Genomic DNA, 26,813 nt, shown 5'->3' on the forward strand with positions numbered 1-26,813 from the left:
GATTAATTAGCAGGACCTGGTTAATATTAACAATTTATTAGCGAAGACAGGAGTTGTTGATCTTTTAGAACGTCTAATTTTGTAGGAACAAATAAAAGAAAAAGATATGAAAAAATTAGGTTTACTAATAGTATGTATTTTTGGTTTTACTCTTAGTTCGCAGGCGCAGACTGTGGCAGATAATGCTCTTGGTTTACGACTTGGAGGTAGTGACGGAGTAGGAACAGAAATATCTTATCAACGCGGACTTTCAGATAATAATCGTCTTGAGCTTGATCTTGGCTGGCGTAATGGGAAGAACTACGATGCTTTTAAACTAACCGGTATCTACCAGTGGGTTTGGAATATTGAAGGTGGTTTTAACTGGTATGCTGGTGTAGGTGCAGGAATAGGTTCTGTAGATGGAAATAACGATCGCTGGAATGACGACGACAATGGCCTTTTTATCAATGCTGCAGGGAACGTAGGTATAGAGTATGATTTTGATTTTCCACTACTTTTATCGCTAGATTTCCGTCCGGAGTTCGGGGTTGTTAACTACTATGGTGACGACGTGGACTTTGACCTGGCCCTTGGTATACGTTACCAGTTCTAGGAGCACTAAACTTCAGAAATAAGAAAAGGCTGCTTAAAATCTAATTTTTAGCAGCCTTTGTCATTTCTAGAGCTTTCCTGTAGAGATCCTCGTATAAAGGCACTACAGAGTAGATATCAAATATATAGGATTGTTTGCGGGCATTCTCTTTGAACTGCTTCAGCGTTTCTTCATCTTTTAAAATGGTCACGGCATTTGCGGCCATTTCGTCTACGTCTCCAACATTGCTCAAAAATCCTGAAAAACCGTGTTTGTTAACTTCCGGGAGCCCGCCAGTGTTTGTGGAAATTACAGGAACGCCATTGACCATCGCTTCAAGTGCTGCAAGCCCGAAGCTCTCTTTTTCAGATGGCAGAAGGAAAAGATCAGAATAGCTCAACACCTTGTCGATCTCATGAGATTCCCCCAGGAACAACACTTTGTCTTCAATGTTTAGTTCTGCCACCATATCTTCGGCCATTTCCCTTTCCGGGCCCTGTCCAACCATTATAAGCTTAGCTTTTACTTTCTTCTGAAGTAGATAAAATATAGTGATCACATCTTCTATTCTCTTTACTTTCCGAAGATTACTTACGTGCGTAATGATCTTTTCATCATTTGCTGCAAGCATACTGCGTTGACAATTGCTAAGCGACTGTGTGTATTTGGTCGTGTCAATAAAATTTGGCACTACATCGATCTCTCTTTTCAGATTGAAAAGGCGAAGGGTATCTGCTTTGAGGCTTTGTGAAACTGAAGTCACAACATCACTATTGTTGATGCTAAAGGTCACAGCTGGTTTGTAGAAAGGATGATTCCCAACAAGGGTGATGTCTGTTCCATGCAAGGTAGTGACCATTGGCAGCATGATTCCTTCTTCCTCAAGCATTTTTTTTGCCATATATCCCGCATACGCGTGAGGAATAGCGTAGTGTACATGCAGCATCTCGATATCGTGCAATTTCACCATATCTACAAGCTTACTGCTTAAAGCCAGCTCGTAAGGCTGATAGTGAAACAGAGGATATTCGGGCACGTTTACTTCGTGAAAGTGAATATTAGATGACAACTGTTCCAGTCGAACGGGTTGTTTATAAGTGATAAAGTGGATCTCGTGGCCTCTTTTTGAGAGTGCCATTCCCAGCTCTGTAGCTACAACTCCACTACCTCCAAAGGTGGGATAACAAACAATTGCTATTTTCATTTATTGGCGTCTATAGCTTCGTAAATAATTTCCTGAATATGAGATCGAATGCTCTCCTGTGTGATCTTATTGTTGCTAGCTGAAGGATGAATTCGATTCGATAAAAATACGTAAACTATTTCTTCATCGGGGTCTGCCCAGGTAAAAGTTCCAGTGAATCCACTATGTCCAAAACTATTCATCGATACACAGCCGCAGGTAGGACCGGCGTTACTCAGCTGAGGCTTATCAAAGCCAACACCTCTCCGCACATCCTGCTCACAGTAATAACAGGTATTAAATTTATCTACTGTTTTTTGTTCCAGATACTTCCTGCCACCATATTCACCTCCATTCAAATACATTTGCATGATCTTGGCAACGTCATTGGCATTACCAAACAAACCTGCCTGGCCTCCTATTCCTCCAAGCAGTGCCGCGCCTTCATCGTGCACATATCCCTGCAGTAATTGATTCCGCCACAGTTGATCCTCTTCGGTAGGTACGATCCTTGATCCTGGAAACTTTTTTAGTGGCAGGTAAGTAGTATTATTTGCACCTAAAGACTTGTAAAAATGATCCTGAACGAGATATTCCAATGAGGTGCCATAGATGTCTTCCAGATAAAACTTCAGTAGGTAAAAAGGAAGATCACTATATTTATATTCTTTCTTTTTTTCAAGGTCACTGTTCCTGATGGTATAAAACACAGAATCCTTGATATCATTCCGTGCAAACATATTTTCAGCGATCTTTACATTGAACCCTCGATCCTCTTCCTTCCGAATATAGCGCACATCTGGACGTTTTGTTTTGGGATCTAAGGTCATTCTGTAAAAAGGGATCCAGCTTTTCAAACGACCATAGTGAGACAGCATTTGAAGCAGGCTGAGATTCTCCTTATTACTCCCTCGGAAAGCTGGAAACATTTCTCCCAATTTTGTCTGTAAATCCAATTCATCCTTATCTACCAGCTCCATAACCAATGGCAGGGTGGCCAGGATCTTTGTAAGTGAAGCCAGGTCGTAAACATCTGAAGGTTTTACGGCAGTAGTATCACCGTATGTATGATGACCGGCGTACCGTTCATAGATCACTTTGCCCTTACGCGCCACCAGAACCTGTACTCCGGGGGTCATTTTTTCCCTAATGGCCTTGTTGATGAGGGTATCTATCTTTGCGAGCTTGTAACTGTTCATTCCCACATGTTCAGGCATTCCATAGGAAAGTCTGCCTAGATTCCGGGTCTTGAAGCCTGTCCCAACAGGAAATTCATTGCCTGCGGTTACCGGAAGTTTTCCCCTGGCCTCTATAGCTCCAAAAATGATCTGCGCCGCCTTTTCCTGCGCAAGCCTGCTGTTTTGGTAAGCAACTTGTATTGCTTCAAAGTTTGCAGTTGTTTGTAAATCCAGTAACGCGTAAGGTCGGGTAAAAATGTTGAGGATCACCTTATTTTTCCTGGCTACTTCATATAACCAGGTCTGCTCTTGATCGCTCATTCGAAAACCACTCCAGGGCGAAGCATTGGACTGGTGATAGCCTATGATCACGAGGTTGTATGATTCCAACTTATCCAGAAGTTCATTAAGATTCTCTGCTGAAACCGAATCAACCTGTGTGTATTTATTTAGCTGCTCAAAAAAGGGATTTCCAGGATCTTTTCCAAAGTGGACATAGGCGATCTTACTTGTTTCAAGATCCTTTACAGGGATGGAAGCTCTGTCATTTTTAACAACGGTCATGGCACTTTCGTACAGCTTATGTGCTAAGATTTCATTCCTAATGCTGTTGAGATCCTCGATAAGGTAATCGTCCTTTACTGGCTCAAAATCATTCAGCCCCACCTTATATTTTGCATAGAGGATCTTACGCACCGAATGCGCCAGGCGTTCTTCGGTAAAAAGACCGAGATGAAGGGCTTCGATGATCTTTGCTGTGGCTTTGGGTACATCTTCAGAGAAAAGAAGAATATCATTGCCTGCAAGAAATGCGGCCAGCTCAATTTCTCCCGGTTCATCAAAATCTGCCACTCCCTTCATGTTGAGGGCATCGGTGATAATTAGCCCGTTGAATTCCATTTCTTCTTTAAGAATTCCAGTCACAATATCGTGAGATAGTGAAGAGGGAAAGTTATCCCTTTGCTCCAGACTTGGAACATTCAAATGAGCTACCATAACTCCCGTCAAGCCTTCCTCGATCAACTGCCGATAAGGAAATAACTCTTCGCGGAATATTCTGTCTCTGGAGAAATCTATAGTCGGCAAGGTCTTGTGAGAATCCTTTTCTGTATCACCATGTCCCGGAAAATGTTTTGCACCGCTTAAAACATTTTCTCTTTGCAGACCTCTCATGAGTGCTGCCGATTTTCGGGTAACATTACTTTTATTTTCCCCAAAAGATCTGTTTCCTATAATAGGATTCTCGGGATTGGTGTTAATATCTACCACCGGCGCAAAATTGATGTGGACACCCAACCTTTTAGAATGCCTTGCTATACCGGCGCCTACTTCTTCTATAAGCTTATCATCCTGGATAGCTCCCAGTGTCATATTCCAGGGGAAGGCGTAGGTAGAATCCAACCGCATTGCAAGACCCCACTCTACATCCATTCCTATGAGTAGCGGAATCTTCGAATATTCCTGAAGTTCGTTATTGATCTTTGCCTGCCTCAAAGGACCACCTTTTGAAAAAATAACGCCTCCCACATGGTGTTGCTTTACCAGTTCACGGGCTTTGTTGAGCTTTTCATCTGGATCTGACGAAAAAACATCGATCATAAAAAGTTGTCCCACTTTCTCCTGAAGCGACATTTGAGCATATATACTGTCAACCCATTGCCTTTGTGCTTCGGGTTGTGCAGCAATTAAAGGACGCGTTTGAGAATACGAGTTTATTACAAAAAAGAACAGGGCCAGGAAAAGGCTGAAGTAGGGGCTGTTTTTTATCTGCATTAATTAAGGAACCTCTTATGCCAGCTTTCAGATGCAGGCACTTCCCAATCTGAAAGATATTCGGCTTTGTTATTTACAAGATTATTAAAGACAATAGTTTTTGGAGAAACAGCTTTATCTTTTGCCATTTTTCGAAAATCTGTCAAGGTTTTATAAGCAATAAATTCTCCTTGCTTATAGGAGACATTCATCTTATCAAGAAGATCTACAGCATATTCCTTTTCTAACTGCTGAATGAATCTTACAGACTCATCAATTGAACAGCCAGTTGCTGCGTTCATCTTCTGGTCAAGTGCAAGAATGATAAAACGTTTATAACGCAGCTCATATGAAGCTTTTAAATTGGCTCCATGAGCGGTCCATTGCTCAATGAAGGCTTCAAGTTTTTGTTTAATTTCTTCCTGCTCAACTTCTGTAAATGAGCGGTTTGACTGATATATCCAAACCCTGGAACTTTCAGGTAAGGTTTCAAATTCAACTAACATGTGACTGGATGATTTTTAGAGATACAAAGAAACAGTTTTGAAGCATGGCATCCAATTTCAATTGGTTAAAATTAGAGCACCTCTGCATACAGAATTAAGTGCAATATTAGATGTATTCAGAACGAACCTGATAAAGATAATGCTCTATAACAAGTCTTGTTCTCAATTTTGTAGTATGACTACAAAAACAGAACCAGAATTATATAAGATCACAGAGAAACTTGGTTTTGACTCCTCTGGAGAAGATGCTTTTGTTTTACTCGAATGGCTGAGGGAAGCAAAGGAGATACATCTCGAAATTGGAGGAATATGGGACGAACTTCATAACAAAGTATTATTTTACTGTTATACTATTTCGGCACCTATCTGTAAATATTACCAGGCGCCAGTCACCTGCACCGGAGGCAAATCACATAGGGAGATGTTACTAACAGGATTAGACGATGCCCTAAAAATGCTGAAACAATATGAGGAGCAACGACATTTTATAATATCTGACGATGAAGTGATTATCGCTTACCTTAAAGGCTACGGAGACAAAGACTTCGGGAAAACAAACAGAAATTTTAAAACTAATCTGGAGAAGTATGCTTATGCCCTGGGGCGAGCGGGTGATTACATTGAGGAAGGTTTATCTGAAGAGAATATCGTGACCCTGGTGCGAAACGAGCAAGAAGAGCCTGAGATCAGGGAAATTGGAGAATAAGGTCAAAAAGAAACAGGTCCGAAAAATGTCATTTTAGGGACCTGTTTGTAATAAACATTATTTTTTAAAGATCTTCTGCGTTGGCTATCATTTCCGCAATATCCATAACTGCAATATTTTCCTCCTTATCCTTTGCTTTTACTCCGTCGGTCATCATGGTATTGCAAAAAGGACAACCTGCTGCTATAACCTCAGGTTTGACTTCGATGGCCTGTTCGGTTCGAGCGACGTTTACGTCCTTTTTTCCGGGTTCCGGCTCCTTGAACATCTGGGCCCCACCAGCTCCACAGCACATCGCGTCTTTTTTACACCTTCTCATTTCCACCAGCTCTACTTCTAGCTTTCTTAATAGGTCTCTCGGAGCTTCGTAAATATTGTTTCCCCGCCCTAAATAACATGGGTCGTGAAAAGTGATCCTTTTGCCTTTGAATTTTCCACCTTCCACGGTGAGTCGCCCCTCATCGAGTAAAGATTTCAGGAAAGTAGTGTGGTGCATAACTTCATAGGTTCCTCCTAACCCCGGATATTCGTTCTTAATGATATTGAAACAGTGCGGACAGGTAGTCACAATCTTCTTGATCTCATATCCATTCAATACTTCAATATTTCCAGCGGCCTGCATCTGGTACAGAAACTCATTTCCCGCACGTTTTGCAGGATCTCCTGTACAGCTTTCCTCTGTTCCCAGAACCGCAAAATCAACTTTAGCTTTGTGAAGTAATCTTACAAAGGCCTTGGTTATCTTTTTTGCTCTGTCGTCAAAGCTTCCGGAGCAGCCAACCCAAAACAATACTTCTGGTTGTTTTCCTTCTGCCATATATTCTGCCATGGTAGGCACTTTAAGACTTTCTGCCATTTTTATTCTAAATTACAGCCTTTCAAAAAAGGCTATTTTTCACTTAATTTTCGGATGCCCAGTTAAGACGGTCCATTTGATTGTAAGGCCATGGGGCGCCATTATTTTCAATATTTCCCATAGCATTATTGAGATCGGCAGGCCCGGCACTTTGTTCCATCATCAAATATCTTCTCATCTCCATAATAATCGAAAGCGGATCGATTCCTACAGGACAAGCTTCAATGCACATTTGGCAGGTGGTACAGGCCCAGATTTCCTCCCTTAATATATAATCATCAAGCAGCTGTTTTCCATCTGCTTCAAACTTTCCGTTCTTATTGATATTTTCACCTACCTCTTCAAGACGATCTCTTGTGTCCATCATGATCTTGCGAGGCGAGAGTAATTTTCCAGTGTTATTGGCGGGACATTGATCTGTACATCGGCCACACTCCGTGCAGGTATACGCATTTAGGAGCTGTACCCTGGTAAGATCAAAAACATCTGAAGCTCCAAATTTCTCTGGCACTCCCTCTTCTTCTCCTTCGGGTTCTGCCGGTGCAGCAAAAGGATCGGCGTCTGGATCCATCATAAGTTGTACCTCCTTGGTAACTGCTTCTATGTTATCAAATTCAGCTTTAGACTTGATCTTCGAATAATAGACATTTGGAAAGGCAAGCAAAATGTGGAGGTGCTTCGAGTAATATAAGTAGTTAAGAAAGAAAAGAATACCCAGAATATGAAGCCACCAGGCTGTTCTTTCAATTATGATAAGGCTACTGTCACTTAAGCCGTCCAAAAGAGGCAGCAACAGGCCACTTACCGGAAAAGCACCCGCAATCTCTCCAGAGGCCATTGCGTAATGTGGTGCAAGATTGAGCTGCAATTGATAATCGGCCGCATTCATTATCAGGAAAAGAGACATAAGTATCATCTCAAAATAAAGAATGTAGTTGGCATCATTCTTAGGCCATTTCGTTATTTCACGAGCCCTGAATCTGTAAATGTGCAGTATGTTACGACGAATCCAGAAAATGATCACCCCAACGAGCACCAAAAGGGCCAGAATCTCAAAGGCTCCAATAAGATACCGATAAGGTTCTCCAGCAAATGCAAAAATCCTGTGGGTTCCAAAGATCCCATCGATAACGATTTCGAGAACTTCGATGTTGATAATTATAAAACCAAGGTAAACAATGATATGAACGATTCCTGAAACCGGCCGTCTCACCATTTTATACTGGCCAAGTGCGATCTTCGCCATTTTTTTCCACCGTACAGCAGGCTGGTCATCACGACCCGATTCCCGCCCCAGGTTGATATTCCGGGTCATTCTCCGGATGTTGCGAATAAAGATGCCTATCCCAATAGCGAATGCCAGGATAAAAAGGATTTGTGCAATGATTTGCATGGTTGGTTGGTTATTTTAGTGAATCTCTCGGCGGCGAATATGGACCGGGGTTTTTCCCAAAGATAGAAAAATGAACGTAACGTTTTGGGTTGAGCTTCACATCCTGAATTAAAGCGTCCAATTGATTTGTCGCTCTTTCAAGATTGTTGAAAACTGCGGGATCATTTATTAGTTTTCCTGCCGTTCCTTCTCCCGAATTTAATTTTTCTGTGACGTTATGGAAATTTGCAACGGCATTTTCCAGATCCTGGGTCACTTTGTGCAGATCAAATTCCGAAAGCGTGTCTGAGAACCGATTGAATTTGGTCGACATTTCATCCAGGTTAGTAAAGGTACGGTTAAGCTTTGGTGTATTCTCGGCCAAAATTCCTTCTACAGATCCAGCAGAATTACGCAAAGAAGACATTGCAGCATTCAGTTCGGCGATACTATTCTTCAGATTTTGGCGAGTTGTAGGATTCATCACCTCATTGAAAGAGTTAATAAGGGAATCTGTACTCACGATTACTCGCTCCACTTTTTCCTGTAGCGGTGTAAGACGATCATTTACCAGTTCCAGTAACCCCTCCTCTATTTCGCTAGGTAAAGTATCTCCAGACTGGGCCATTTTTCCCCGCTCATACTGAGGCAGAATTGCGAGAGATTTCCCTCCAATAAGTCCGCCGCCATAGATCTGTGCGATGCTTTCTTCAGAAAAAGGGAATTCATTATCTACAGTGAATTTCACAACCAGGCGCCCAGAGGTATCAAGGAAATTGATCCCCGTTACACTCCCCACTTTAAGTCCATTGATGGTAACCGGCGAGGAAGGAGAAAGACCTTCAACATCATTATAAACAGCGTAAAATGTCCTACTGGAATCAAACCAATTCTTACCTTTTAAAAAACTGTAACCAAAAATGAATAGAAGAATGGCAACAATAGCCAGGAGAGCGGTTTTTACCTCTTTAGTATATTTCACAAAGATGCTGTTTGATGAACGACAAATATAAAATTAATATAGAAAAGAAGGCCTATTTCATTTTCGTTTTTAACGCGTCATTAACGCTAAGCTTGTCGTTTCCGCGGAAGGCAACAATAAAACTGTCGCGATATCCACTTCTTTTTGCAGCATCATGCAAATCCTTAATTTGGGAATAACTGGAGGTTGCACCATAATAATATTTGAACAACTTCCCCTCCTTACTCCTGGAAACCTCCCTAAGCCCATTAAAATTCTTTGGGTTAGGATCTATTTTCTTGCCTGTGGCTGCCAGTTGCACCTTGAAAGTAATTCCGTCATAAATGTCTACAGGCTGTTCTTCGGGTTCAGTGGTCAAAGCTACAGCGGGGTCGGCTTCGATGCCATCAAGAAGTCCCAAGTTGATGGAATTCTTATAATCCTTAACGGCCTGAACTATGGATTCAGAAATGGCCGATTGACCATTTGAGCTGTTCAGGTAGGCTCCCTCAGACTTATTACTTAAAAATCCGGCTTCTACAAGAACGCTTGGCATATAGGTTTGTCTCAACACCAGGAAACCGGCTTGTTTCACACCCCGGTTGACTCTTTTGTTGACATTGGTGAAGTTCTTCTGAATAAGGTCGGCAAGCATAATACTCTGGTCAAGATACTCCTCCTGCATTAAAGTTAGACCTATATAAGACTCGGGGGAATTAGGATTGAAGCCATCGTAAGTGACTTCGTAATCTTCTTCCAGAAAGATTACCTGGTTCTCGCGCATGGCCACCTCAAGGTTGTCTTCATTACGGTGCAGCCCCAGCACAAAGGTTTCTGTTCCCTGGGCCTGAGATTTATGGCCGTTCATATGTACCGAAACAAAAAGATCTGCTTCAGCCTTGTTTGCAATATTGGCTCTTTCAGCAAGTGTAATAAAGACGTCGGTCTTACGCGTGTAGATCACCTTTACATCTGCCAGTTTTTCTAGTTCTGCGCCAACTTTAAGCACTATATTAAGTGCAATGTCTTTTTCAATGTATCCATTCCAGGTGTTGCCGGGATCCTTCCCGCCATGCCCGGCATCCAGCACAACTACAAATTTCTCTCGAGGAGGTTTGGAATCTGAAGTAGCCGCAAAAGCGAAAATTGAGGAAGTAAGAAATATTAAAACAGCAAAAAAGTTCGTTCTCATATGGAAATAACGGTTCATAGGGGCAGTTATTATTTTTTGTTTAACTCAAAAGGTACCTTAAAAAATATATGTAATTTTGAGACTTCAAAAAACAAGCCACACCTTACAAAAATAGCATAAGTAGCATTGCGAACAAAGATACTTTACATACTTTCCTGCTCTATTTTTTTGCTGCTTTCAGCTTCAAAAATTTCGGCGCAGGAGATCAAAACTAATGAAGGTATCCGCATTCCTGCTGAACGGCGAGCTGCGCCAGCTATTCAGGATTCTCTTGTCATAACGGCTCCTACCCCAGCAATACCCGGCGCTGCCCCTCAAGACACGGTTCGGCGATCTAATGAAGTACTAACAGATCAGGTAGTCTATTCGGCTGAAGATTATATGAGGTTGAGCCCCAGGGAAAATCGACTTTACCTCTACGACAACGCTGTGATTACTTATGGAGATATTAATATTACAGCAGGAAAAATAATTCTCGATAACGAGCGAAATGAAATTTACGCTTATGGAATTCCCGATTCTACAGGAACCTACAGCCAAAAACCCGTTTTCACACAGGGGCAGAATGTTGTAAGGCCAGACTCCATAAGGTTCAACTTTGACACCGAAAGGGCGCTGGTATTTAATTCCCGAACAGAACAGGGAGAATTTAAAGTACTTGGAGAGATCACTAAACGAGAAAATGACAGCGTGTATTACATGAAAAATGTCAAATTCACCACCTCTCCCAATGAAGAAAATCCAGATTATTACTTTTACGCCCGCCGCATTAAATTTGTGCCAGACAAGAAGATCGTTTCTGGCCTGGTAAACATGTACATTGCCGATGTACCTACCCCTCTTGGACTGCCTTTTGGCTACTTTCCAATGACCGAAGAAGAAACTTCAGGTTTTATTATTCCATCATTTGGAGATGACAATAACCGCGGTTATTACCTGCAGAACGGTGGATATTATTTTGCGATAAGTGATTATGTGGATTTGACCGTGCTAGGTGATTATTACACCAATGGAAGTTATGGGTTCAGAACCGAGTCTTCATATGCGCTTCGCTACCGCTTCAGAGGAAATTTAAGTTTTAGGTATGAAAAGCTGATCAATAGTGAACGCGGATTTCCCGATTTTTCTGAATCTTCGGTATATAACCTGCGCTGGCATCATACTCAGGATTCTAAAGCGAGTCCCAGCTCGAGATTTTCGGCTTCAGTAAACCTTGGTAGTAGTGATTACTATCAGGCTTCAACGAATCAAATGAATACCGGAAACAGATTGACCAACACGCTGAGCTCTTCTGTTTCTTATTCCAAAACTTTTAATATTCAGCCGCAGGTAAATTTAAGCGTTGCGGCTACCCACAGCCAGAATACCAATACTCAGCAAATCAACATGACTTTGCCCACTGTGCAGGCAAGTATGGCCAGGGTTTATCCTTTTGAGCCAAAAATAGGTGCCAAAAAAGGCATTATTGAGAATATAAATTTTCAGTATAATTTTAGAGGAGAGAACAGGTTCCAAACTACTGATTCCCTTTTCTTTAAGCCCGAAATGTTTAAAAATGCAATCCTCGGGGCCCAGCATCAAATTCCATTGACGACCAACTTCAAGCTATTCAATTATCTAAGTGTCAATGCAGGAACAAACTACACCGAAGCCTGGGTTTTCAAAACCTTCGAAAGAAGATATGATGAAGACGCAAGGCTGGAAGTAATAGATACGGTAAGCGGGTTTGACTCTTATAGAACCTATAATTTCAATACCAGTATAGGAACTACCATCTACGGAACAAAGAATTTTAGCGGCAATGGGAAATGGCAGGCCATTCGTCATGTACTTCGACCTTCCATCAGTTATAACATCAATCCCGGATTTGAGCATTATTATGATGAATACATGATCCCCGAGACCGATGATAGGGAAGCAAGGATCGTGGAATACTCTCGTTTTCAGGGGACACTTTACGGCCCTCCCGGAAAACTCTTTTCAAGTTCCATTGGCTTGTCTCTTTCTAATACTTTCGAGGCTAAGGTTAAAGATTCGGCAGATGCTGCTCCAAGAAAGGTCAAGCTACTCAACAACCTGAATATTAGCACCTCCTACAACCTCGCGGGAGATTCCTTAAGACTGTCTCCCATAAGTGTGAGGGGAAGTATTCCCATTGTACAGAACAAACTTGACGTTAACTTCGGAACCAATCTCGATATTTACGCGCTAAATAATAACAACCGGCGTATCGACCGATTGAATATTCAGAACGGCGGAAGTCTTTTTAGGCTCACCAACGCTAATGTGAGCTTCGGATATTCCTTTTCAAGCAGAGATTTTTCAGGAGGTAAGGAAAATGTGAACCGACTTGAGAACCAGACCTTCCGAAACGGAGGAAGGCCTGATGATCTCTTCGGAAAAGATATGGACATTGATGGCACCTTCTACGATGAGCAAGAGGAAGATATGCCTGAAGAAGATGAGGAAAGCCAGAACAGCTGGTATAACTTCAATATTCCGTGGGATCTGCGCCTGGCGTATACCATGAATTACTCCAACAGTGCAAGACAGAATGAACTTTCTTCACATTCCCTCATGTTTTCGGGAGATATAGAACTTTCCCCTAACTGGAATATTGGAGCATCTTCCGGTTATGATTTCGTGAATCATGGATTTACCCATACTCAGCTAAGATTCGCCCGTGACCTTGAGAGTTGGAGAATGACCTTTAGCTGGACGCCTTTTGGATTGTATAAACAATGGAACTTCTTTATAGGTATAAAATCTTCATTACTTAGTGACATTAAGTATGAAAAAAGAAGGGAAAGAGATAGAAGCCTTTAAAATCAAAACCGTATGAAAAAGATCATCAAAACTGTAGACGCGCCGGCACCTATTGGAGCTTACAATCAGGCTGTATTAAGCGGAAACACTTTGTATATCTCAGGACAAATCGCTTTAAATCCTGTGAGCGGAGAGCTGGAACAGGAAAACATTGAAGAGGAAACGGAACAGGTGATGAGAAACCTTAGAGCCATTCTTGAAGCAGCCGATATGTCTTTTGAAAATGTGGTGAAGAGCTCTATCTTCATTAGCGATATGCATAACTTCACCAGGATCAATGCCATCTACTCGAAATACTTCGATGAAGCGACTGCGCCGGCAAGAGAAACTGTTGAAGTTGCCAATCTTCCAAAGTTTGTGAATGTAGAAATCAGTATGATTGCTGTAAAATAAGGTGTCAAAAATGTCATTTTTGACACCTCTTAATTGTCATCAGATCCCGGGAATTTAATATAATCCGGGGCGAGGCTTTTTCTTTCCTGTATCTCTCCTTCCGCTTCTTCCTGTCGTATTGCAGCATTGTTCACCTGGCCGTCAACAATTTTGCGGAGCAGTCCTTTGAAAGTATCAAAATCTACCTGGTATGACAAGCCCACACCTTGTGTGAATCCAAGCTCTTCTCCCAGATACTGAATATTGTTTTCTCTGTTAAAGATCTTGGCGCGAAGGTTTCCCTCTTCATTTAAGAGGAACTCTATTTCCAAATTCCCTACAATTACTGTTTCTGTTACTCCGCCCACCGGTACTCCCACCTGCCCATTGATCAAAACTCTTTCGCTGATCTGTGTTGAAAGCGTAACCCCAAACCTGTCGGCCATAGATTGTTCTGGCGTGCGAATTCCCTGTTCATAGTTAAGGCCTACCTGAAAAGTTCCGGAATCATCAGACAAGAGGTTATTAAAGAAGCCGGAAGCACTTTCAAAAAGATTTCCGGCCCATAAACTTCCGGGGCTGCCTACAAGTACGTTTTCGGTATAGAACTGCCCCAGGGTAATAAGTGAAAACGCCTGGATTTCTGTATTTGTTCCTGTTTCGATCTTGTATTCCAGTTCAGAGCGTACCGCCGATGCCACATTAGGATATTCCAGGTCAAAGGAAATATCGGGCTGCAGAAGGCCTCCTTCGAGGTTGATCACCACATCTACAGGAATTCTTCGACTTATGCCGGGATTATCGAGAATAATAGCAGGGTTTGCATGTGCTTCATACACTGCACTAATATTAAGATCGGCCAGCGCCGGGTTCCCATTCCAGTTGATGCTGCCCCCCGGCCTAACTTCAAACCTCTTTTGAAGCGCTCCATAGTTGAAAATATATTCTCCGGTGTTGGCAATAAAATCTCCCCACATATTGAATTTTCCGAGGGTATTGATCTCTATTAATAAGGTTCCCGCTCCCCTGCCTCGAAGTATACTACCATCAATGTCCAGTTCAACCAGGGCGTCATTGGTTACGTCAAGATCAAAATTAAGCTCCAGGCCTTTCACTTCCTGAAAAGCGATCTCCTCCCCTGCCAATCGCGCCGCTTTCTCTTCGGGACTTAAAAAATGTATAAAGGAGTTATCACCAATACTTTCTGAATCCCTGATAGGAATCTTAAAAACGGTTCCTCTCCGGGTGGCGCCAATCACATCTATGACTAATTCGGAAGTTGGGCCGTAGATAGAAGCATTTCCACCAATGAATCCTGTACCGTAATAAAGGGCCTCATCGTCGTACTCTGTATCCAATACTAGCAGCCTGTCTGTCGAAATATTTAATCCCAAAATCCAGTTGCTGAAGTTTTTATGGGAAATGGTGCCGTCAAGTATTCCTGTGGTCTTATATTTCGTATCGGTAATGCTGATCTCATCAAAATTGAACTGCTGTTGCGTGAGGTTTACTACGGCGCCTTCCTCAAAGCTGAAATCGACGTTAAGATAGGGAATCTTTAAACCAGCCTTATTCAGAAACAATCGTCCTTCAATATCAGGATTCCTGTAATCTCCTGTCACATCGGCTTCTCCCGACACGAGTCCGCGAATGTTACTAATCACTTCCTGACCTAAAGGACTAAATGCAGCCATATTGAAATTCCGCAGAGAGACATCAAGATCTATAACGGGAGAATTTCCTTCAACCACAATCTCCCCAATAGCCGAGAGGGATTCGAGTCCTTCGTTCTTTAATGTGGTGTTGACGTTGTAAAGGCTAAGATCGTGGTTACCCATTACATCAAGGTTAAGATTTCCCAGCATTTGATTGTTAATGGTAAGATTTCTTACGGTAAGGGAAGTATTGGGATAATACGCACCGTCTCTTTGAAGCAGGTTGAGCGATCCATTAACGATTCCTCCCATGTCAAGGCTGTTGATCTCTGGCGTGATCTTATAGAGGTCAACATTTTCAAATTCCATTTGAAAATCCTTATAGGTAGTATCCCTCATTTGTCCTGAAAGCCTTATTTCTTCCTCTTCGTGGCTTAAGACTAAAGAATCTACCCTAATATTGGAAAGTCCTTCTGAAAAAATTACTCTGTTCGAGCGGTTACCTTCCTCGTTCAAATGCCAGGTGCTTTCTTTAAACTTAATGTCTGACCGCTGCATCCCAACCACCGAGTTATTATTCTCGTTAATGGTGTGGTACATATTGAGATTGAAAACATCATCACTCTTAGGTCCGCCTCTAAATTCAGAACGAATAAATAGGGTGTCATTAAGCGTCACGTTAATTAGGTTGAAATCCTTTACGTTATAAAAGCTGGTAGCGACGCTGTCAATTTCAATAAAGGTATTAAAAAGTGGGTTTGAGTTATCTACCTGAATATTAACCTGTTCAAATAGGTTATTGAAAGCATTGATTTGAGGAGAGCGAAAGGCAAGACGAAATTCAGATTCATCAGACTCCACACTACCTCTAATAAAAGTATTTGGCGCCAGAGTGATTTCAGGATAAAACACCTCTACAATTTTATTATAAATATCGAAATCGAAAGTGAGGTATTGGTTTGTAGTAATTTTATTCGGCCGGTAATTCGTGTACAGGCTCCCAACAGCATTTTCCACCAGCGCCGGTACTTCGGTAATGTCAAAAACGCCTTCTACTTTACCGTTGATCACATCGGGAGAATGAATCTCAATCGTCCTGACTTCTCCATCAAAGCTGGAAGTAACATCAAGGTCTCTAAAATTGTAAGTATCGAGCTCATTTCTATAGGAAGTATTTAAAAGATAGATCTGCCCTTCGAAGTTATTCAGATTCGTTCCCTGCATATTCATAATAACATCTCCGCGAAAAACCGAGACACTATCTCTTTGAACAAGGTTCATAGCGGCGAGATCTGCATGTGCTACAGAAGCTTCAAAGTCATAGACATTGGTATTTTCTGAAAAATCTGCAAGTCCATTAAATTCCATCTGCAGGTTTGGATCAAGAGAAATGAAGTTCCCGTTAAAAAGTGGCGCCCGTAAGGTCCCGCGAAGCTTCAGGTTGTTATATGCATAACCTTTGTACACCAGTTTAGAGACCGTTCCCCGGATTTGAGAGTTCAGGGTTTCTGTTGTAAAGCCACGGCCATCGAAGCTCACATTAAAAGAAGCAACGCCAAGATCTTTCACATTGGTGAGCTTCCCTACATTAAAGTTCTTTACGAGTAACTTTCCTTTATAAGAAGGAATCGCATTTCCAGACAGGCCATTGATCTCCAGGTCAACATCTGCAGCACCCAATTGAGAAATCAGCCTGGAATCTGTTACCAGCGTATTTTCAGAAACAAAAACAGTTCCTGCCATCTTAACGCTTCCGAATTCCCGTACTTCAAGCGGTAATTTTTCTTTTAAAATTCCGGGGAGAAGGTTCACCAGATCATAATAATTAGTAGAAAGTTCCTGGACATTACCTTCAAGAGAAAACTCATTCTCTTCGGTAGAGAGAGAGTTTTTTATTTGAAACTCGCCCTGCAGCACAGTTCTGTCCAGTCCGCTCATGTCAAGATTTGAAAGATGAAAATCATTGAGGATGCCTTCAAGTGTCGTCGAAAAGGTAATTTTTTGATCGGCCCCGAATTTGTCGTAAAATAAGCGAAGGTCATTTGTGGAAATCACGGAAGGCCCGAAAACTGCTCTCACGGGAACTTCATTAATAAAACCGGCAAAGCCATTTGTAATATCAAATCGAATATTTGCCGCTATTGACGATTCTGGAGTTTCAATTTCCAGATCTTCCAGCGTCATCTCTTCAGAAGTATAAGTGAATTGAGTGCTAAGATGATCTACCCGAAATCCTCTTTGCTCCTTACCCGATAATTTCCTGATATCTACGTAAACATCAGAATTCTCCAGAACAAAATTTTCTGCATTAATGTTGAGCTCATCAAGTACGATAACTTCCGGGTAATTAAGATTCTCATTAATGTAACTATACTTGCCGTTGATGACCTCGAGTCTATCGATCTCCAGCAGGAAAGGCTTCGATTCCTGTTGCTTCTGAGACTTCAGTTTGTTAAGAAAGATATTCAGATTGTCTCTTTCTTCCCCTTCATACACTTTCATATGCATATAAAGGTTTGATGCGGTGGTGCTTCCCAGGGTAGGGTTGTTGTTGTAAAGACTTGAGAGGCTCGTAAGCGCAGTTCGCACACTCCTGGAGTAAATGAGGGTGTCCTGGTGATGATCTCTAATCAAAACATCTTTCAGGTCCAGTTTTCCCCCATAAGTAAGACCTACCCGGCCAATATTGATATCCACATCTTTAGATGTTCGAAGGGAATCTGTAACTTTCCTGGCAACAAAAGTCTGTACAGAGGGAATGGAAAAAACTATCAATAGAATGATGAATAGCAGCAGCAGGGCGAGCAGCGATTTACCCAGTATTTTCCAGAATTTTCTGATAGATTTTTATGTTATAACTTTGCGAACAATATTAACAATTTTCAGGCCTAAAAACTAAGGATGGCTTCACAAAATATTTATATACTCGGCATCGAATCTTCCTGTGATGACACGGCCGCAGCGGTTCTTCATAATGGCAGGATCTTATCAAACGTTGTTGCAACCCAGGAGATCCATCAAAAATACGGTGGAGTCGTCCCAGAACTAGCCTCAAGAGCTCACCAGCAAAACATCGTACCTGTTATTCATGAAGCCCTGTCACGAGCAGGAATTTCAAAAAATGACCTCACGGCAATTGCCTTTACCCGGGGACCAGGCCTAATGGGTTCTTTGCTGGTAGGAACTTCTTTTGCAAAGTCACTCTCTTTGGGACTCAATATTCCACTTTTAGATATCAACCACATGCAGGCGCATATTCTTGCGCATTTTATTGAGGAACCAGAATTCAAGAAACCCGATTTTCCCTTTTTAGCACTCACAATAAGCGGAGGCCACACGCAGATTGTAAAGGTCAGTGACTACTTTCAAATGGAAGTCATTGGTGAAACTTTGGATGATGCAGTTGGAGAGGCTTTTGACAAAAGCGCTAAGATCCTTGGACTTCCATACCCCGGCGGCCCTCTGGTTGATAAGTATGCACAAAAAGGAGATCCCAAAGCTTTTCCTTTTCCAAAGCCAAAAGTGGAAGGACTGAACTTCAGCTTCAGCGGACTCAAAACTTCAATTCTTTATTTTATTCAGAAGCAATTAAAAGAAGATCCGAAATTTATTGATGACCACCTGGAAGATATTTGCGCTTCCATTCAACATACGATCATCGGGATCTTAATGGATAAGCTGAAAAAAGCTGTAAAACAGACCGGTATTAAGCAAATAGCTATAGCCGGCGGAGTTTCAGCAAATAGCGGCATAAGACAGACCTTAAGAGAAGCCGAAGGAAAATACCAGTGGAAAACTTACATTCCGAAGTTTGAATATACTACAGATAATGCCGCAATGATCGCCATTGCAGGGCATTTCAAATTTCTTTCTGAAGACTTTGCACATATGGGAACTACGGCAAAAGCCAGAATTAAAATGTAAGTCATGCAGTTATTCTTTCATCCTGAAGCTTCTGAAAATGAAGAAGAAATACGCTTTTCCAGGGAGGAAAGCAGGCATATTGTAAAAGTGCTGCGCAAAAAAGAAGGCGATAAACTGCAGCTTACCAATGGAAAGGGCTGGATCTTTGAAACCGAGATAACCCTGGCCAGTACCAACAATTGCAGCGCGCGTATTATCAATGCCGAAAAGGAACCTGTTGCTCCATATCATTTACATCTCGCAGTTGCGCCCACAAAAATGAATGATCGCTACGAGTGGTTCCTGGAAAAAGCTACCGAAATTGGAGTTCAGGAGATCACTCCCGTAATTTGCGATCACAGTGAAAGAAAAGTAGTTAAAGCTGAAAGATTTCAAAGGATCATACAAAGTGCATTGAAGCAATCCTTACATGCCCGAATGCCTGTTCTTCATGAGCCCATAACCTTTTCCGAATTTTTGGAAAAGGAATTTTCCGGAGATAGATTTATTGCCCATTGTGAAGATGAAAAAGAAAAAAAGCTGCTTTCCAGGAGTGTCAAAAAGGGCATTTCCACGACTATTTTAATTGGTCCGGAAGGAGATTTCTCCTCAGATGAAATTCATGCCGCCTTAAAGCGAGGTTGGGAAGCGGTAAGTCTTGGCAGCAGCAGGTTACGTACAGAAACTGCGGGTATTGTCGCCTGCCATACTGTAGCGTTGATCAATGAGCAGGAATAACCTCCAATTTTGCTATTTTAGAGACATGAAAAAAAGCCTGCTTTTATTTTTCTTGCTAATATTCACCGGTAACCTTTTTTCCCAACAAATAGCCGTACTAAAGTATAGCGGTGGCGGCGACTGGTATGGAAATCCTACTGCCCTGCCCAATCTTATTCAATTCTGCAATCAGAATATTTTCACCTCGATTGATGCCAAACCACAAGCTGTAACTCCGGGAAGTCCTGATATCTTTCAATATCCATTCATCCATATGACCGGTCATGGGAACGTGTTTTTTAGTCCGGAAGAAACAGAGAATCTTCGGAAATATCTTTTGGGAGGTGGGTTTTTGCATATAGATGACAATTACGGGATGAATGAATACGTGCGGCGGGAGCTTAAAAAAGTTTTTCCAGATAAGGAACTGGAGGAAATACCTGCCTCCCACCCTATTTTCTCTGAAGCATTTTCTTTTCCAGAAGGTTTGCCAAAAATTCATGAACATGATGGTCTTAGACCCCAGGCTTTTGGAATCTTCGAAAATGACCGACTCCTATGTCTTTTCACTTACGAAAGTGACCTGGGAGATGGCTGGGAAGATCCGCAGGTTCATAACGATCCCGAAGAGGTTCGATTAAAAGCTTTGAAAATGGGCGCTAATATTATCAAATACGCTTTCTCGAATTAAATGCAGAAAACACACGAAACTACAGATTTTCAGGAAAAAAAGTTTCCGCTGGTACTGGTGCTGGACGGGGTATCTGGTCCGGCGAATGTGGGCAGCCTTTTTCGGCTTGCAGATGCTTTTAATGTGGAAAAGATAATTTTCTGCGGTACAGAGCTCCATCTCAAGAGCAACCGCCTGAAAAGAACTGCAAGATCGACTGTCAAAAATGTCATTTTTGAGGAGCATGATAATTCCGAAGTAGTTTGCAGAAACCTACAGGAAAGCGGCTACAGCATCATGGCGCTTGAAATTGCAGCCGAGAGTGTCCCTCTTGAAGAGGAGAAATATGATACTTACAATAAAATAGCGCTTGTTCTTGGAAATGAAAATTCAGGGATCACCAGTAATATCCTCACAATGGCCGATAAGCTGCTGCACATCAATATGTTTGGGAAGAACAGCAGCATGAACGTGACACATGCCGCAGGAATTGCCTTATTTGAAATTACTAAAAGCCTGCATCCAGTTCGGTGAGAAATAATATATTTACTTCGTGAACGAAAAAGAGCTTTCCTTTGGAATCCTTCGGGCTATTGCCATAATACTGGGAGTAGCCTTTCTACTATACTTCCTCTACCTCATTCAATCTGTGCTGGTATACATTGCCATTGCAGGAGTGATCTCTCTTGTAGGAAGACCCGTAGTAATCTTCTTACGCAACCACCTCAAGATCCCAAACAAGGCAGCGGTGGTTATGGTCCTTCTTCTAGTACTTAGCAGTTTTATTGGCCTTATCACCATTTTTATCCCAATTGTAGTAGAGCAGAGTAAAAATCTTGGGCAGATAGACATGGACGCTTTTACGCGAGATCTTAATGAGCTGAATACACAGATCAATAATTATTTCGGCGTTGAGGAAATTGATATTATTGAAGGGATCAAACAAACTGAGTTTATCCGGAACTTTGATCTTGCCACTATTCCGCAGTATCTCAATAACTTTTTCGGAATTCTTGGTGCCGGGGTGATCGCTGTTTTTTCGGTGATCTTTATTTCGTTCTTCTTTTTAAAGGATAGCAAATTGATGCTTAACAGTATCCTTGTCTTTGCCAATAAAGGGCATGAGGATAAATTTCAACGGGTTTTTAATAAAATTAAAGTGCTGCTTTCCAGGTATTTTGTTGGCCTCACCATGCAAATTACTGTTCTTTTTATCCTGTATAGTATTTTGCTCTCCATCTTTGAGATAAATAACCCAATTGCAATTGCATTTATATGTGCCTTTCTGAATATCGTTCCATACCTGGGACCAATCATTGCGGGAATTCTGGTTTCACTCTTCGTGATTTCCAGTAACCTGGGCGCAGATTTCCAGACGATCATCCTTCCGCAGCTCATCTATGTGATGGCCGGCTATCTTATTTGTCAGCTTATCGACAATTTCATCAATCAGCCACTCATTTTTGGAGCCAGCGTACGCTCACATCCCCTTGAGATCTTCCTGGTGATCCTTATTGCAGGGCTTACCTCCGGAATTATGGGAATGGTTGTGGCTGTGCCTTTCTATACCGCTGTAAAAGTAATAGCCAAAGAGTCTTTGAGCGAATACAAAATTGTAAAACGTCTAACCCGCGATCTATAATTGAACAGGAACCTTTTACATAAAGAGGTTCAGGAGTTTTTGGAAAGCCATTACAAAGAAGAGACCTCAAAAATGGCATTTCAGGGGAGTCCTTTTCCGGAGGTTTCCACTCAGGAACTTCTGGTGCAGCTATCGGGTAAAAAGCGGGCAGAAAAGAAATTGCCAACCTGGTTTTCTCACCAGGGAATTCTATATCCTCCCAACATCAATTTAGAACAAACTTCTTCAGAAGTTACTGCGGTCTACAAAGCGGGGCTGGTTTCAAGAGGATCTATGGCAGATCTCACCGGCGGATTTGGAATTGACAGTTTTTACTTTTCGAAGCATGTTGATCAAGTTTATCATTTTGAAATCAATAGGGAACTTCAGGAAATCGCTGCGCATAACTTCGGAATATTAGGTGCCAAAAATGTCATTTCCAAGCCCGAAGATGGAATGGAATTCCTGAAATTTACTTCGGAAAGTTTTGATTGGCTTTACCTGGATCCTTCCAGAAGAAGTGATCACGGAGGCAGAGTCTTCTTTTTATCGGACTGCCTTCCGAATGTGCCGGAAAATCTTGAATTACTTCAGAAGAAAGCAGAAAATATTCTGATAAAGACCTCTCCCCTTTTGGATCTTCAGGCGGGATTGAGAGAACTAGACAAGGTGAGTGAGATCCATATCATAGCTGTAGATAATGACGTGAAGGAGTTGCTCTGGATTCTTAGCAAAAATTCTTCCGAAGCTGTGAAAGTGAAAACTGTGAATTTTCAGAAGCAGGAAAAACAGGTGTTTGAGAGCTTTATAGATCACCAGCCGGCAGAGGAATACACTGCGCCTCAAAAATTCCTCTATGAACCAAACGCAGCCATCATGAAAAGTGGGATGTTTGGAGCTTTAGGCAGGGATTTTAGGCTTGAGAAATTACATCCGAACACCCAGCTTTTTACCTCAAATGAGCTCCGGGAATTTCCTGGGAGAAGGTTTGAGATCATCAAAGTTTTACCATTCAGAAAAAAGGAGCTTAAAAGGAACTTTAAATCGGCTAAAGCGAACATTACCACGAGGAATTTTCCCGAATCTGTTCAGAATCTGCGTAAGATCTTCGGAATTAAAGAAGGGGGAAGTGATTTTCTTTTCTTCACTACACTTAACACGGAAGAGAAGGTTGTACTACTGTGTCAAAAAAGGTAAATTTTGGAGTCATTCCAGAGGCAATTTTTCCTCTGAAAATTTTGTCTTAGGAATGCTTTCTCTATTAGAACCCAGCTTTCGGAGAAGATTTCTGGGAGCTATATAAAAAGCTGCGGCAAAAACAAAAATGATGTTGAGAAGCGTGATCCTTGCCACATCCTGCCATGGCCTGAAATGAGTTACCCGCTCCTGAGGGTCATAAAGTACTTTAACGGGCAGATTCTTCACCACTACTCCCTTCCAGGCCGCTTTTACAATGACCTCGATCTCCAGTTCAAAGCGAGAGGTGAAAAGATGCAGAGAATTGACTACAGGAAGAGGATATAACCTGTAGCCGCATTGCGTATCCTGTAGTTTTATACCGGTTTCCACCCAATACCAGAAGCTGGAAAATTTATTCCCGATACTGCTTTTTTCAGGGATACCGGGAGCATCCATTTTTCGGGAGCCGATAACCAGCAAGGGCTGCTTTTCATGATGGTTTTCAAGTGCCTGCAGAAACACATCAAGATCATCTGCGAAATGCTGACCATCAGAATCCATAGAGATCGCGTAGTCAAATCCCAGTTTCTGCCCCGCTTTAAAACCCGTTTTAAGTGCATTTCCTTTGCCTTTATTGACGGGAAGATTAATGACATGTAGATCACTGAAAGCAGATAAAATATCCTTAGTAGCATCTGTAGAGCCATCGTTAACCACAATAATGTTCCTGGTGAATTCTAAAACATCATTCAAGACTCTCTTTAAAGTAGTGTGATTGTTATATGTGGGAATGAGGACGCAGCATTGGAGCGCAACAAATCTCGATTGGTATAAAGGTTCTGAATTCAAAAAGAAGGTTTGATATAAATTTAAGAAATTATGCCTGAATCTATGGCTTGAGCCACTTAAAAATAGGTGAAAAAACTGGCAATTTTAAGGACCATATTTTTAGCTATTTAGTAATCAATCCCGGATGTAAAGTCGGAAATAATTCCACTTTGAATCTGCTTAAAGGATTACCAGCTTAAAACACAGGATACAAAAGTATTGGTATTAAAACCAGTTCCTGCATTCTAGCGCCTGCCTGGTTTTTTTTGTTGACCCTGCGGCTTATGAGAGCTTCGACATTTAATACTTTCTAATTCGAACTTCTCCTCATAGGATTACCTCCCTGCGGTCGGTGATCCTGAAGGGGGGGTGACTAAAACAAAGCCCTGCAGGCTGGCGCCTGCCGGTTTTTTTGTTGTTCTTTAGGCTAGTGAGCAAGCTCACGCCTAAGAACAACAAAAAAGCCCTACACTCTCGTGTAGGGCTTTGTTTTGTCGGGGTGGCAGGATTCGAACCTGCGGCCTCCTGCTCCCAAAGCAGGCGCGATAACCGGGCTACGCTACACCCCGTAGCGATTCAAAATTCAAAATTTAAGATTCAATTTTCCTTTTAATCTTGAATTCTAAATCTTGAATCATTTCAGCGGAGAGTGTGAGATTCGAACTCACGCGACAATTGCTCGTCGACAGTTTAGCAAACTGCTCCATTAACCACTCTGGCAACTCTCCTATTTAAATGAACTTGCAAATATTTTGCGGTTGCAAATGTATGTTTTCAGATACATCTGTGCAAACCTTTTTCTCATTTTTTGCTCTTTTTGGAAGGTATTTTTTATAATACATTTTCAGTCAATAATTTATAAAAAGCTTCAGTTATACGGAATCCCGGATCCTGTCCTTGTTCTGGTCCTTTCAGTTAAAAATTATAAAAACCAGATGATAGCCATGTTTTTAATTATATTTTTAATAAAATAAAGAAAGAAGAAGGAATTCACCCTTAAAGCTTCAAAACAATAACAGATCATTATGTCTATTTTGCCCGAAAGTCTTGCCCGATATCAAAAGTTCTTAAGCTTTATGCTTAAATATTGGAACAGTGATTTGCTCAACCAGACCGCTTCTAATGCAATGGAAGAGGAAACAGCGCGAAGTTTTCTGGATTATGAGCAAACTCCGGAAGAGTTAGTTGAGGATCTTAAGGGAATGGGACCGACTTATATTAAACTGGGACAGTTACTTTCCACTCGCCCCGACCTTTTACCCGACAGGTATCTTGAGGCTCTTTCTTCCCTTCAGGATGATCTACCTACTATTTCGTACGATGAAGTCCAGACCATCATTGAGAGTGAATTAGGTACAAAGATCTCAAAGGCTTTCAATTTTTTTGAAGAAGAACCTCTAGCCAGTGCTTCTATTGGGCAGGTTCATTTAGCTGAACTGAGATCTGGTAAAACAGTGGCAGTAAAAGTCCAGAGACCGGGGATACGAAAAAAATTCATGGATGATCTGGATACGCTGGAGGAAATGGCCGCTCTCGCAGTTAAACATACCGAGGTGGGTAAAAAATATGGATTTAATGACGTTCTGGGAGAGTTACGAAGAATTATGCTTCATGAGCTCGACTACTTAAGAGAGGCAACCAACCTTGTCACCTTAGGAACCAATCTACTCGATTACCGACGGCTCATCGTGCCACAACCCATTCCTGACTATACTACTTCGAGGGTACTTACGATGGAGTATGTGAAAGGAAAGAAAATCACCAGTGTTTCTCCACTAAAAAAGACAGAGAACGATTACTTGCCATTGGTGGATGAATTAGTAGAGGCCTATTTAAAGCAAATAGTTTCTGACGGGTTCGTACACGCCGATCCTCATCCCGGGAACATCCACCTTCTGGAAAATGAAAAAATTGCTTTGATGGACCTGGGAATGGTCGCGCAATTCTCCAAAAAGATGAAAGAATACCTTCTAAGGCTGCTTTTAGGACTTAGTAAGAACGACGGGGAAGAGATCGCTGATATTCTGCTCCACATGAGTGAAATGACAGAGCAGGCGACCGAGAAGGAATTCCGCAGGCAAATTAGCATTATGGTTCAGGAAAGCAGTCACAGTACTGCAAAGGACATGCAGACGGGTAAACTATTGATCCAGATGAACAGAAGTGCAGCTTTAAACGGCATACATTTGCCGGTTGAAGTCAATATCCTCGGAAAGATCCTTTTGAACATGGATCAAATAATCGCATTTTTGGCACCTGAGTATGATCTGAGAGCCGCGGTAAGACGTTACATGAGTAAATTACTTCAGGATAAGATGCTGAATGAATTGAAGCCTGAAGAAATATTCTCGGTCCTCCTGGATTCTAAGAAGCTTGCTGAAAATCTACCTGATCGACTGGATAAAATAACAGAGAACCTCGCCAGAAATGAATTCAGATTCCGGGTTGATGCTATTGATGAAAAAAGGTTTACTGATGGATTTCAAAAAGTAGCTAACCGAATAACCCTCGGATTAATAATTGCAGCAATGATCATAGGCGCAGCAATGTTAATGAGCGTTCCTTCACCTTTTATGATCTTTGGATATCCCGGCCTGGCGATTATATTTTTTATACTGGCGGCAGTAGCGGGAATATATTTAAGTTTTACGATTTTGTTTAAGGATGAGTAGAAGCAAGTTAGAAGGACGACTTTAGAAGTGAGAAATTCAGGTATAGACCTAAGCTTCTGCTTGATTCTCGTTTTTTGCAATATTTAAGTC

The 26,813-nt window shown here is 41.7% G+C and carries 20 protein-coding genes and 2 tRNA genes; 11 read left to right on the plus strand and 11 right to left on the minus strand.

Going from position 1 to position 26,813, the window contains the following annotated elements; genetic code table 11:
- Window positions 1-106: 106 nt before the first annotated feature.
- Window positions 107-595 carry a hypothetical protein gene (locus tag HC175_RS10720; RefSeq protein ID WP_168138490.1) on the plus strand — a complete coding sequence of 163 codons (489 nt, stop codon included), beginning with the start codon at window positions 107-109 and terminating at the stop codon, window positions 593-595.
- A 40-nt stretch (window positions 596-635) separates the two neighbouring features.
- Here the strand turns inward: HC175_RS10720 and bshA are convergent, their stop codons facing one another.
- From bshA to HC175_RS10735, 3 genes are read right to left on the minus strand one after another with little or no spacing between them, the layout of a single operon-like run.
- Window positions 636-1,778 (minus strand): N-acetyl-alpha-D-glucosaminyl L-malate synthase BshA, encoded by a 1,143-nt coding sequence (gene bshA / locus HC175_RS10725; protein WP_168138491.1) that lies wholly within the window; start codon window positions 1,776-1,778, stop codon window positions 636-638.
- Window positions 1,775-4,708 carry a serine hydrolase domain-containing protein gene (locus HC175_RS10730; protein WP_168138492.1) on the minus strand — a complete coding sequence of 978 codons (2,934 nt, stop codon included), beginning with the start codon at window positions 4,706-4,708 and terminating at the stop codon, window positions 1,775-1,777. The genes bshA and HC175_RS10730 overlap by 4 nt, the downstream gene beginning before the upstream one ends.
- The gene (locus HC175_RS10735; RefSeq protein WP_168138493.1) at window positions 4,708-5,193 is read right to left on the minus strand and encodes an ABC transporter ATPase; all 486 of its coding nucleotides are present in this window, start codon (window positions 5,191-5,193) and stop codon (window positions 4,708-4,710) included. Before HC175_RS10735 ends, HC175_RS10730 begins: the two co-directional genes overlap by 1 nt.
- A 175-nt stretch (window positions 5,194-5,368) precedes the next feature.
- Here HC175_RS10735 and HC175_RS10740 point away from each other — a divergent pair, with 175 nt between their 5' ends.
- A complete protein-coding gene (locus tag HC175_RS10740; RefSeq protein ID WP_168138494.1) occupies window positions 5,369-5,899 on the plus strand; it encodes a hypothetical protein in 531 nt (176 codons plus the stop codon).
- Between the two features lie 64 nt (window positions 5,900-5,963).
- Here the strand turns inward: HC175_RS10740 and HC175_RS10745 are convergent, their stop codons facing one another.
- From HC175_RS10745 to HC175_RS10760, 4 genes are read right to left on the minus strand one after another with little or no spacing between them, the layout of a single operon-like run.
- Window positions 5,964-6,755: a (Fe-S)-binding protein gene (locus HC175_RS10745; protein WP_168138495.1), complete on the minus strand. Its 792-nt coding sequence runs from the start codon at window positions 6,753-6,755 to the stop codon at window positions 5,964-5,966.
- 43 nt (window positions 6,756-6,798) lie between these two features.
- Window positions 6,799-8,148 (minus strand): 4Fe-4S dicluster domain-containing protein, encoded by a 1,350-nt coding sequence (locus tag HC175_RS10750; protein WP_168138496.1) that lies wholly within the window; start codon window positions 8,146-8,148, stop codon window positions 6,799-6,801.
- A gap of 10 nt (window positions 8,149-8,158) precedes the next feature.
- The gene (locus HC175_RS10755; protein WP_168138497.1) at window positions 8,159-9,109 is read right to left on the minus strand and encodes an MlaD family protein; all 951 of its coding nucleotides are present in this window, start codon (window positions 9,107-9,109) and stop codon (window positions 8,159-8,161) included.
- 52 nt (window positions 9,110-9,161) lie between these two features.
- Window positions 9,162-10,298, minus strand: a complete 1,137-nt coding sequence (locus HC175_RS10760) for an N-acetylmuramoyl-L-alanine amidase family protein (RefSeq protein WP_235942585.1) — start codon at window positions 10,296-10,298, stop codon at window positions 9,162-9,164.
- Window positions 10,299-10,406: 108 nt separating this feature from the next.
- On the opposite strand from HC175_RS10760, the gene HC175_RS10765 reads away from it, so the two are divergent.
- Both HC175_RS10765 and HC175_RS10770 read left to right on the plus strand, forming a co-directional pair.
- Window positions 10,407-13,106 (plus strand): putative LPS assembly protein LptD, encoded by a 2,700-nt coding sequence (locus tag HC175_RS10765; RefSeq protein ID WP_235942586.1) that lies wholly within the window; start codon window positions 10,407-10,409, stop codon window positions 13,104-13,106.
- Between the two features lie 12 nt (window positions 13,107-13,118).
- A complete protein-coding gene (locus tag HC175_RS10770; RefSeq protein ID WP_168138498.1) occupies window positions 13,119-13,499 on the plus strand; it encodes a Rid family detoxifying hydrolase in 381 nt (126 codons plus the stop codon).
- A gap of 29 nt (window positions 13,500-13,528) precedes the next feature.
- Here the strand turns inward: HC175_RS10770 and HC175_RS10775 are convergent, their stop codons facing one another.
- The gene (locus HC175_RS10775) at window positions 13,529-17,908 is read right to left on the minus strand and encodes a translocation/assembly module TamB domain-containing protein (protein WP_235942587.1); all 4,380 of its coding nucleotides are present in this window, start codon (window positions 17,906-17,908) and stop codon (window positions 13,529-13,531) included.
- Window positions 17,909-18,034: 126 nt separating this feature from the next.
- Here HC175_RS10775 and tsaD point away from each other — a divergent pair, with 126 nt between their 5' ends.
- Genes tsaD through HC175_RS10805 form a run of 6 tightly spaced genes read left to right on the plus strand, consistent with a single transcriptional unit; the run spans window position 18,035 to window position 23,241 of the window.
- On the plus strand, window positions 18,035-19,057 hold the full coding sequence (tsaD, locus tag HC175_RS10780; RefSeq protein WP_168138499.1) for a tRNA (adenosine(37)-N6)-threonylcarbamoyltransferase complex transferase subunit TsaD: 1,023 nt from the start codon (window positions 18,035-18,037) through the stop codon (window positions 19,055-19,057).
- Window positions 19,058-19,060: 3 nt separating this feature from the next.
- On the plus strand, window positions 19,061-19,774 hold the full coding sequence (locus HC175_RS10785) for a 16S rRNA (uracil(1498)-N(3))-methyltransferase (protein ID WP_168138500.1): 714 nt from the start codon (window positions 19,061-19,063) through the stop codon (window positions 19,772-19,774).
- A gap of 25 nt (window positions 19,775-19,799) precedes the next feature.
- Entirely contained in the window at window positions 19,800-20,444 is a 645-nt protein-coding gene (locus HC175_RS10790) for a DUF4159 domain-containing protein (protein ID WP_168138501.1), read from the plus strand.
- The gene (locus HC175_RS10795) at window positions 20,445-20,957 is read left to right on the plus strand and encodes a TrmH family RNA methyltransferase (RefSeq protein WP_168138502.1); all 513 of its coding nucleotides are present in this window, start codon (window positions 20,445-20,447) and stop codon (window positions 20,955-20,957) included. It begins immediately after the preceding gene.
- 19 nt (window positions 20,958-20,976) lie between these two features.
- Window positions 20,977-22,065 carry an AI-2E family transporter gene (locus HC175_RS10800; protein ID WP_168138503.1) on the plus strand — a complete coding sequence of 363 codons (1,089 nt, stop codon included), beginning with the start codon at window positions 20,977-20,979 and terminating at the stop codon, window positions 22,063-22,065.
- A 39-nt stretch (window positions 22,066-22,104) separates the two neighbouring features.
- Entirely contained in the window at window positions 22,105-23,241 is a 1,137-nt protein-coding gene (locus tag HC175_RS10805; RefSeq protein ID WP_235942588.1) for a THUMP-like domain-containing protein, read from the plus strand.
- Between the two features lie 9 nt (window positions 23,242-23,250).
- Here HC175_RS10805 and HC175_RS10810 read toward each other — a convergent pair whose 3' ends face one another.
- The 3 genes from HC175_RS10810 to HC175_RS10820 all read right to left on the minus strand — a co-directional run bounded on the left by HC175_RS10810 (window position 23,251) and on the right by HC175_RS10820 (window position 24,779).
- A complete protein-coding gene (locus HC175_RS10810; protein WP_168138505.1) occupies window positions 23,251-24,072 on the minus strand; it encodes a glycosyltransferase family 2 protein in 822 nt (273 codons plus the stop codon).
- Window positions 24,073-24,545: 473 nt separating this feature from the next.
- Window positions 24,546-24,620, minus strand: a tRNA-Pro gene (locus HC175_RS10815).
- A 74-nt stretch (window positions 24,621-24,694) separates the two neighbouring features.
- Window positions 24,695-24,779: transfer RNA gene (locus HC175_RS10820), tRNA-Ser, on the minus strand.
- Between the two features lie 297 nt (window positions 24,780-25,076).
- Here HC175_RS10820 and HC175_RS10825 point away from each other — a divergent pair.
- A complete protein-coding gene (locus HC175_RS10825; protein ID WP_168138506.1) occupies window positions 25,077-26,723 on the plus strand; it encodes an ABC1 kinase family protein in 1,647 nt (548 codons plus the stop codon).
- Window positions 26,724-26,813 lie beyond the last annotated feature (90 nt).

The organism is Salinimicrobium oceani, assembly GCF_012037645.1.

What these genes read in the sequence shown, in the direction of transcription:
- HC175_RS10720 (WP_168138490.1), top strand. Translation starts at nt 107, where the DNA reads ATGAAAAAATTAGGTTTACTAATAGTATGTATTTTTGGTTTTACTCTT.
- bshA (WP_168138491.1), bottom strand. Translation starts at nt 1,778, where the DNA reads ATGAAAATAGCAATTGTTTGTTATCCCACCTTTGGAGGTAGTGGAGTT.
- HC175_RS10730 (WP_168138492.1), bottom strand. Translation starts at nt 4,708, where the DNA reads ATGCAGATAAAAAACAGCCCCTACTTCAGCCTTTTCCTGGCCCTGTTC.
- HC175_RS10735 (WP_168138493.1), bottom strand. Translation starts at nt 5,193, where the DNA reads ATGTTAGTTGAATTTGAAACCTTACCTGAAAGTTCCAGGGTTTGGATA.
- HC175_RS10740 (WP_168138494.1), top strand. Translation starts at nt 5,369, where the DNA reads ATGACTACAAAAACAGAACCAGAATTATATAAGATCACAGAGAAACTT.
- HC175_RS10745 (WP_168138495.1), bottom strand. Translation starts at nt 6,755, where the DNA reads ATGGCAGAAAGTCTTAAAGTGCCTACCATGGCAGAATATATGGCAGAA.
- HC175_RS10750 (WP_168138496.1), bottom strand. Translation starts at nt 8,148, where the DNA reads ATGCAAATCATTGCACAAATCCTTTTTATCCTGGCATTCGCTATTGGG.
- HC175_RS10760 (WP_235942585.1), bottom strand. Translation starts at nt 10,298, where the DNA reads ATGAACCGTTATTTCCATATGAGAACGAACTTTTTTGCTGTTTTAATA.
- HC175_RS10770 (WP_168138498.1), top strand. Translation starts at nt 13,119, where the DNA reads ATGAAAAAGATCATCAAAACTGTAGACGCGCCGGCACCTATTGGAGCT.
- tsaD (WP_168138499.1), top strand. Translation starts at nt 18,035, where the DNA reads ATGGCTTCACAAAATATTTATATACTCGGCATCGAATCTTCCTGTGAT.
- HC175_RS10785 (WP_168138500.1), top strand. Translation starts at nt 19,061, where the DNA reads ATGCAGTTATTCTTTCATCCTGAAGCTTCTGAAAATGAAGAAGAAATA.
- HC175_RS10790 (WP_168138501.1), top strand. Translation starts at nt 19,800, where the DNA reads ATGAAAAAAAGCCTGCTTTTATTTTTCTTGCTAATATTCACCGGTAAC.
- HC175_RS10795 (WP_168138502.1), top strand. Translation starts at nt 20,445, where the DNA reads ATGCAGAAAACACACGAAACTACAGATTTTCAGGAAAAAAAGTTTCCG.
- HC175_RS10825 (WP_168138506.1), top strand. Translation starts at nt 25,077, where the DNA reads ATGTCTATTTTGCCCGAAAGTCTTGCCCGATATCAAAAGTTCTTAAGC.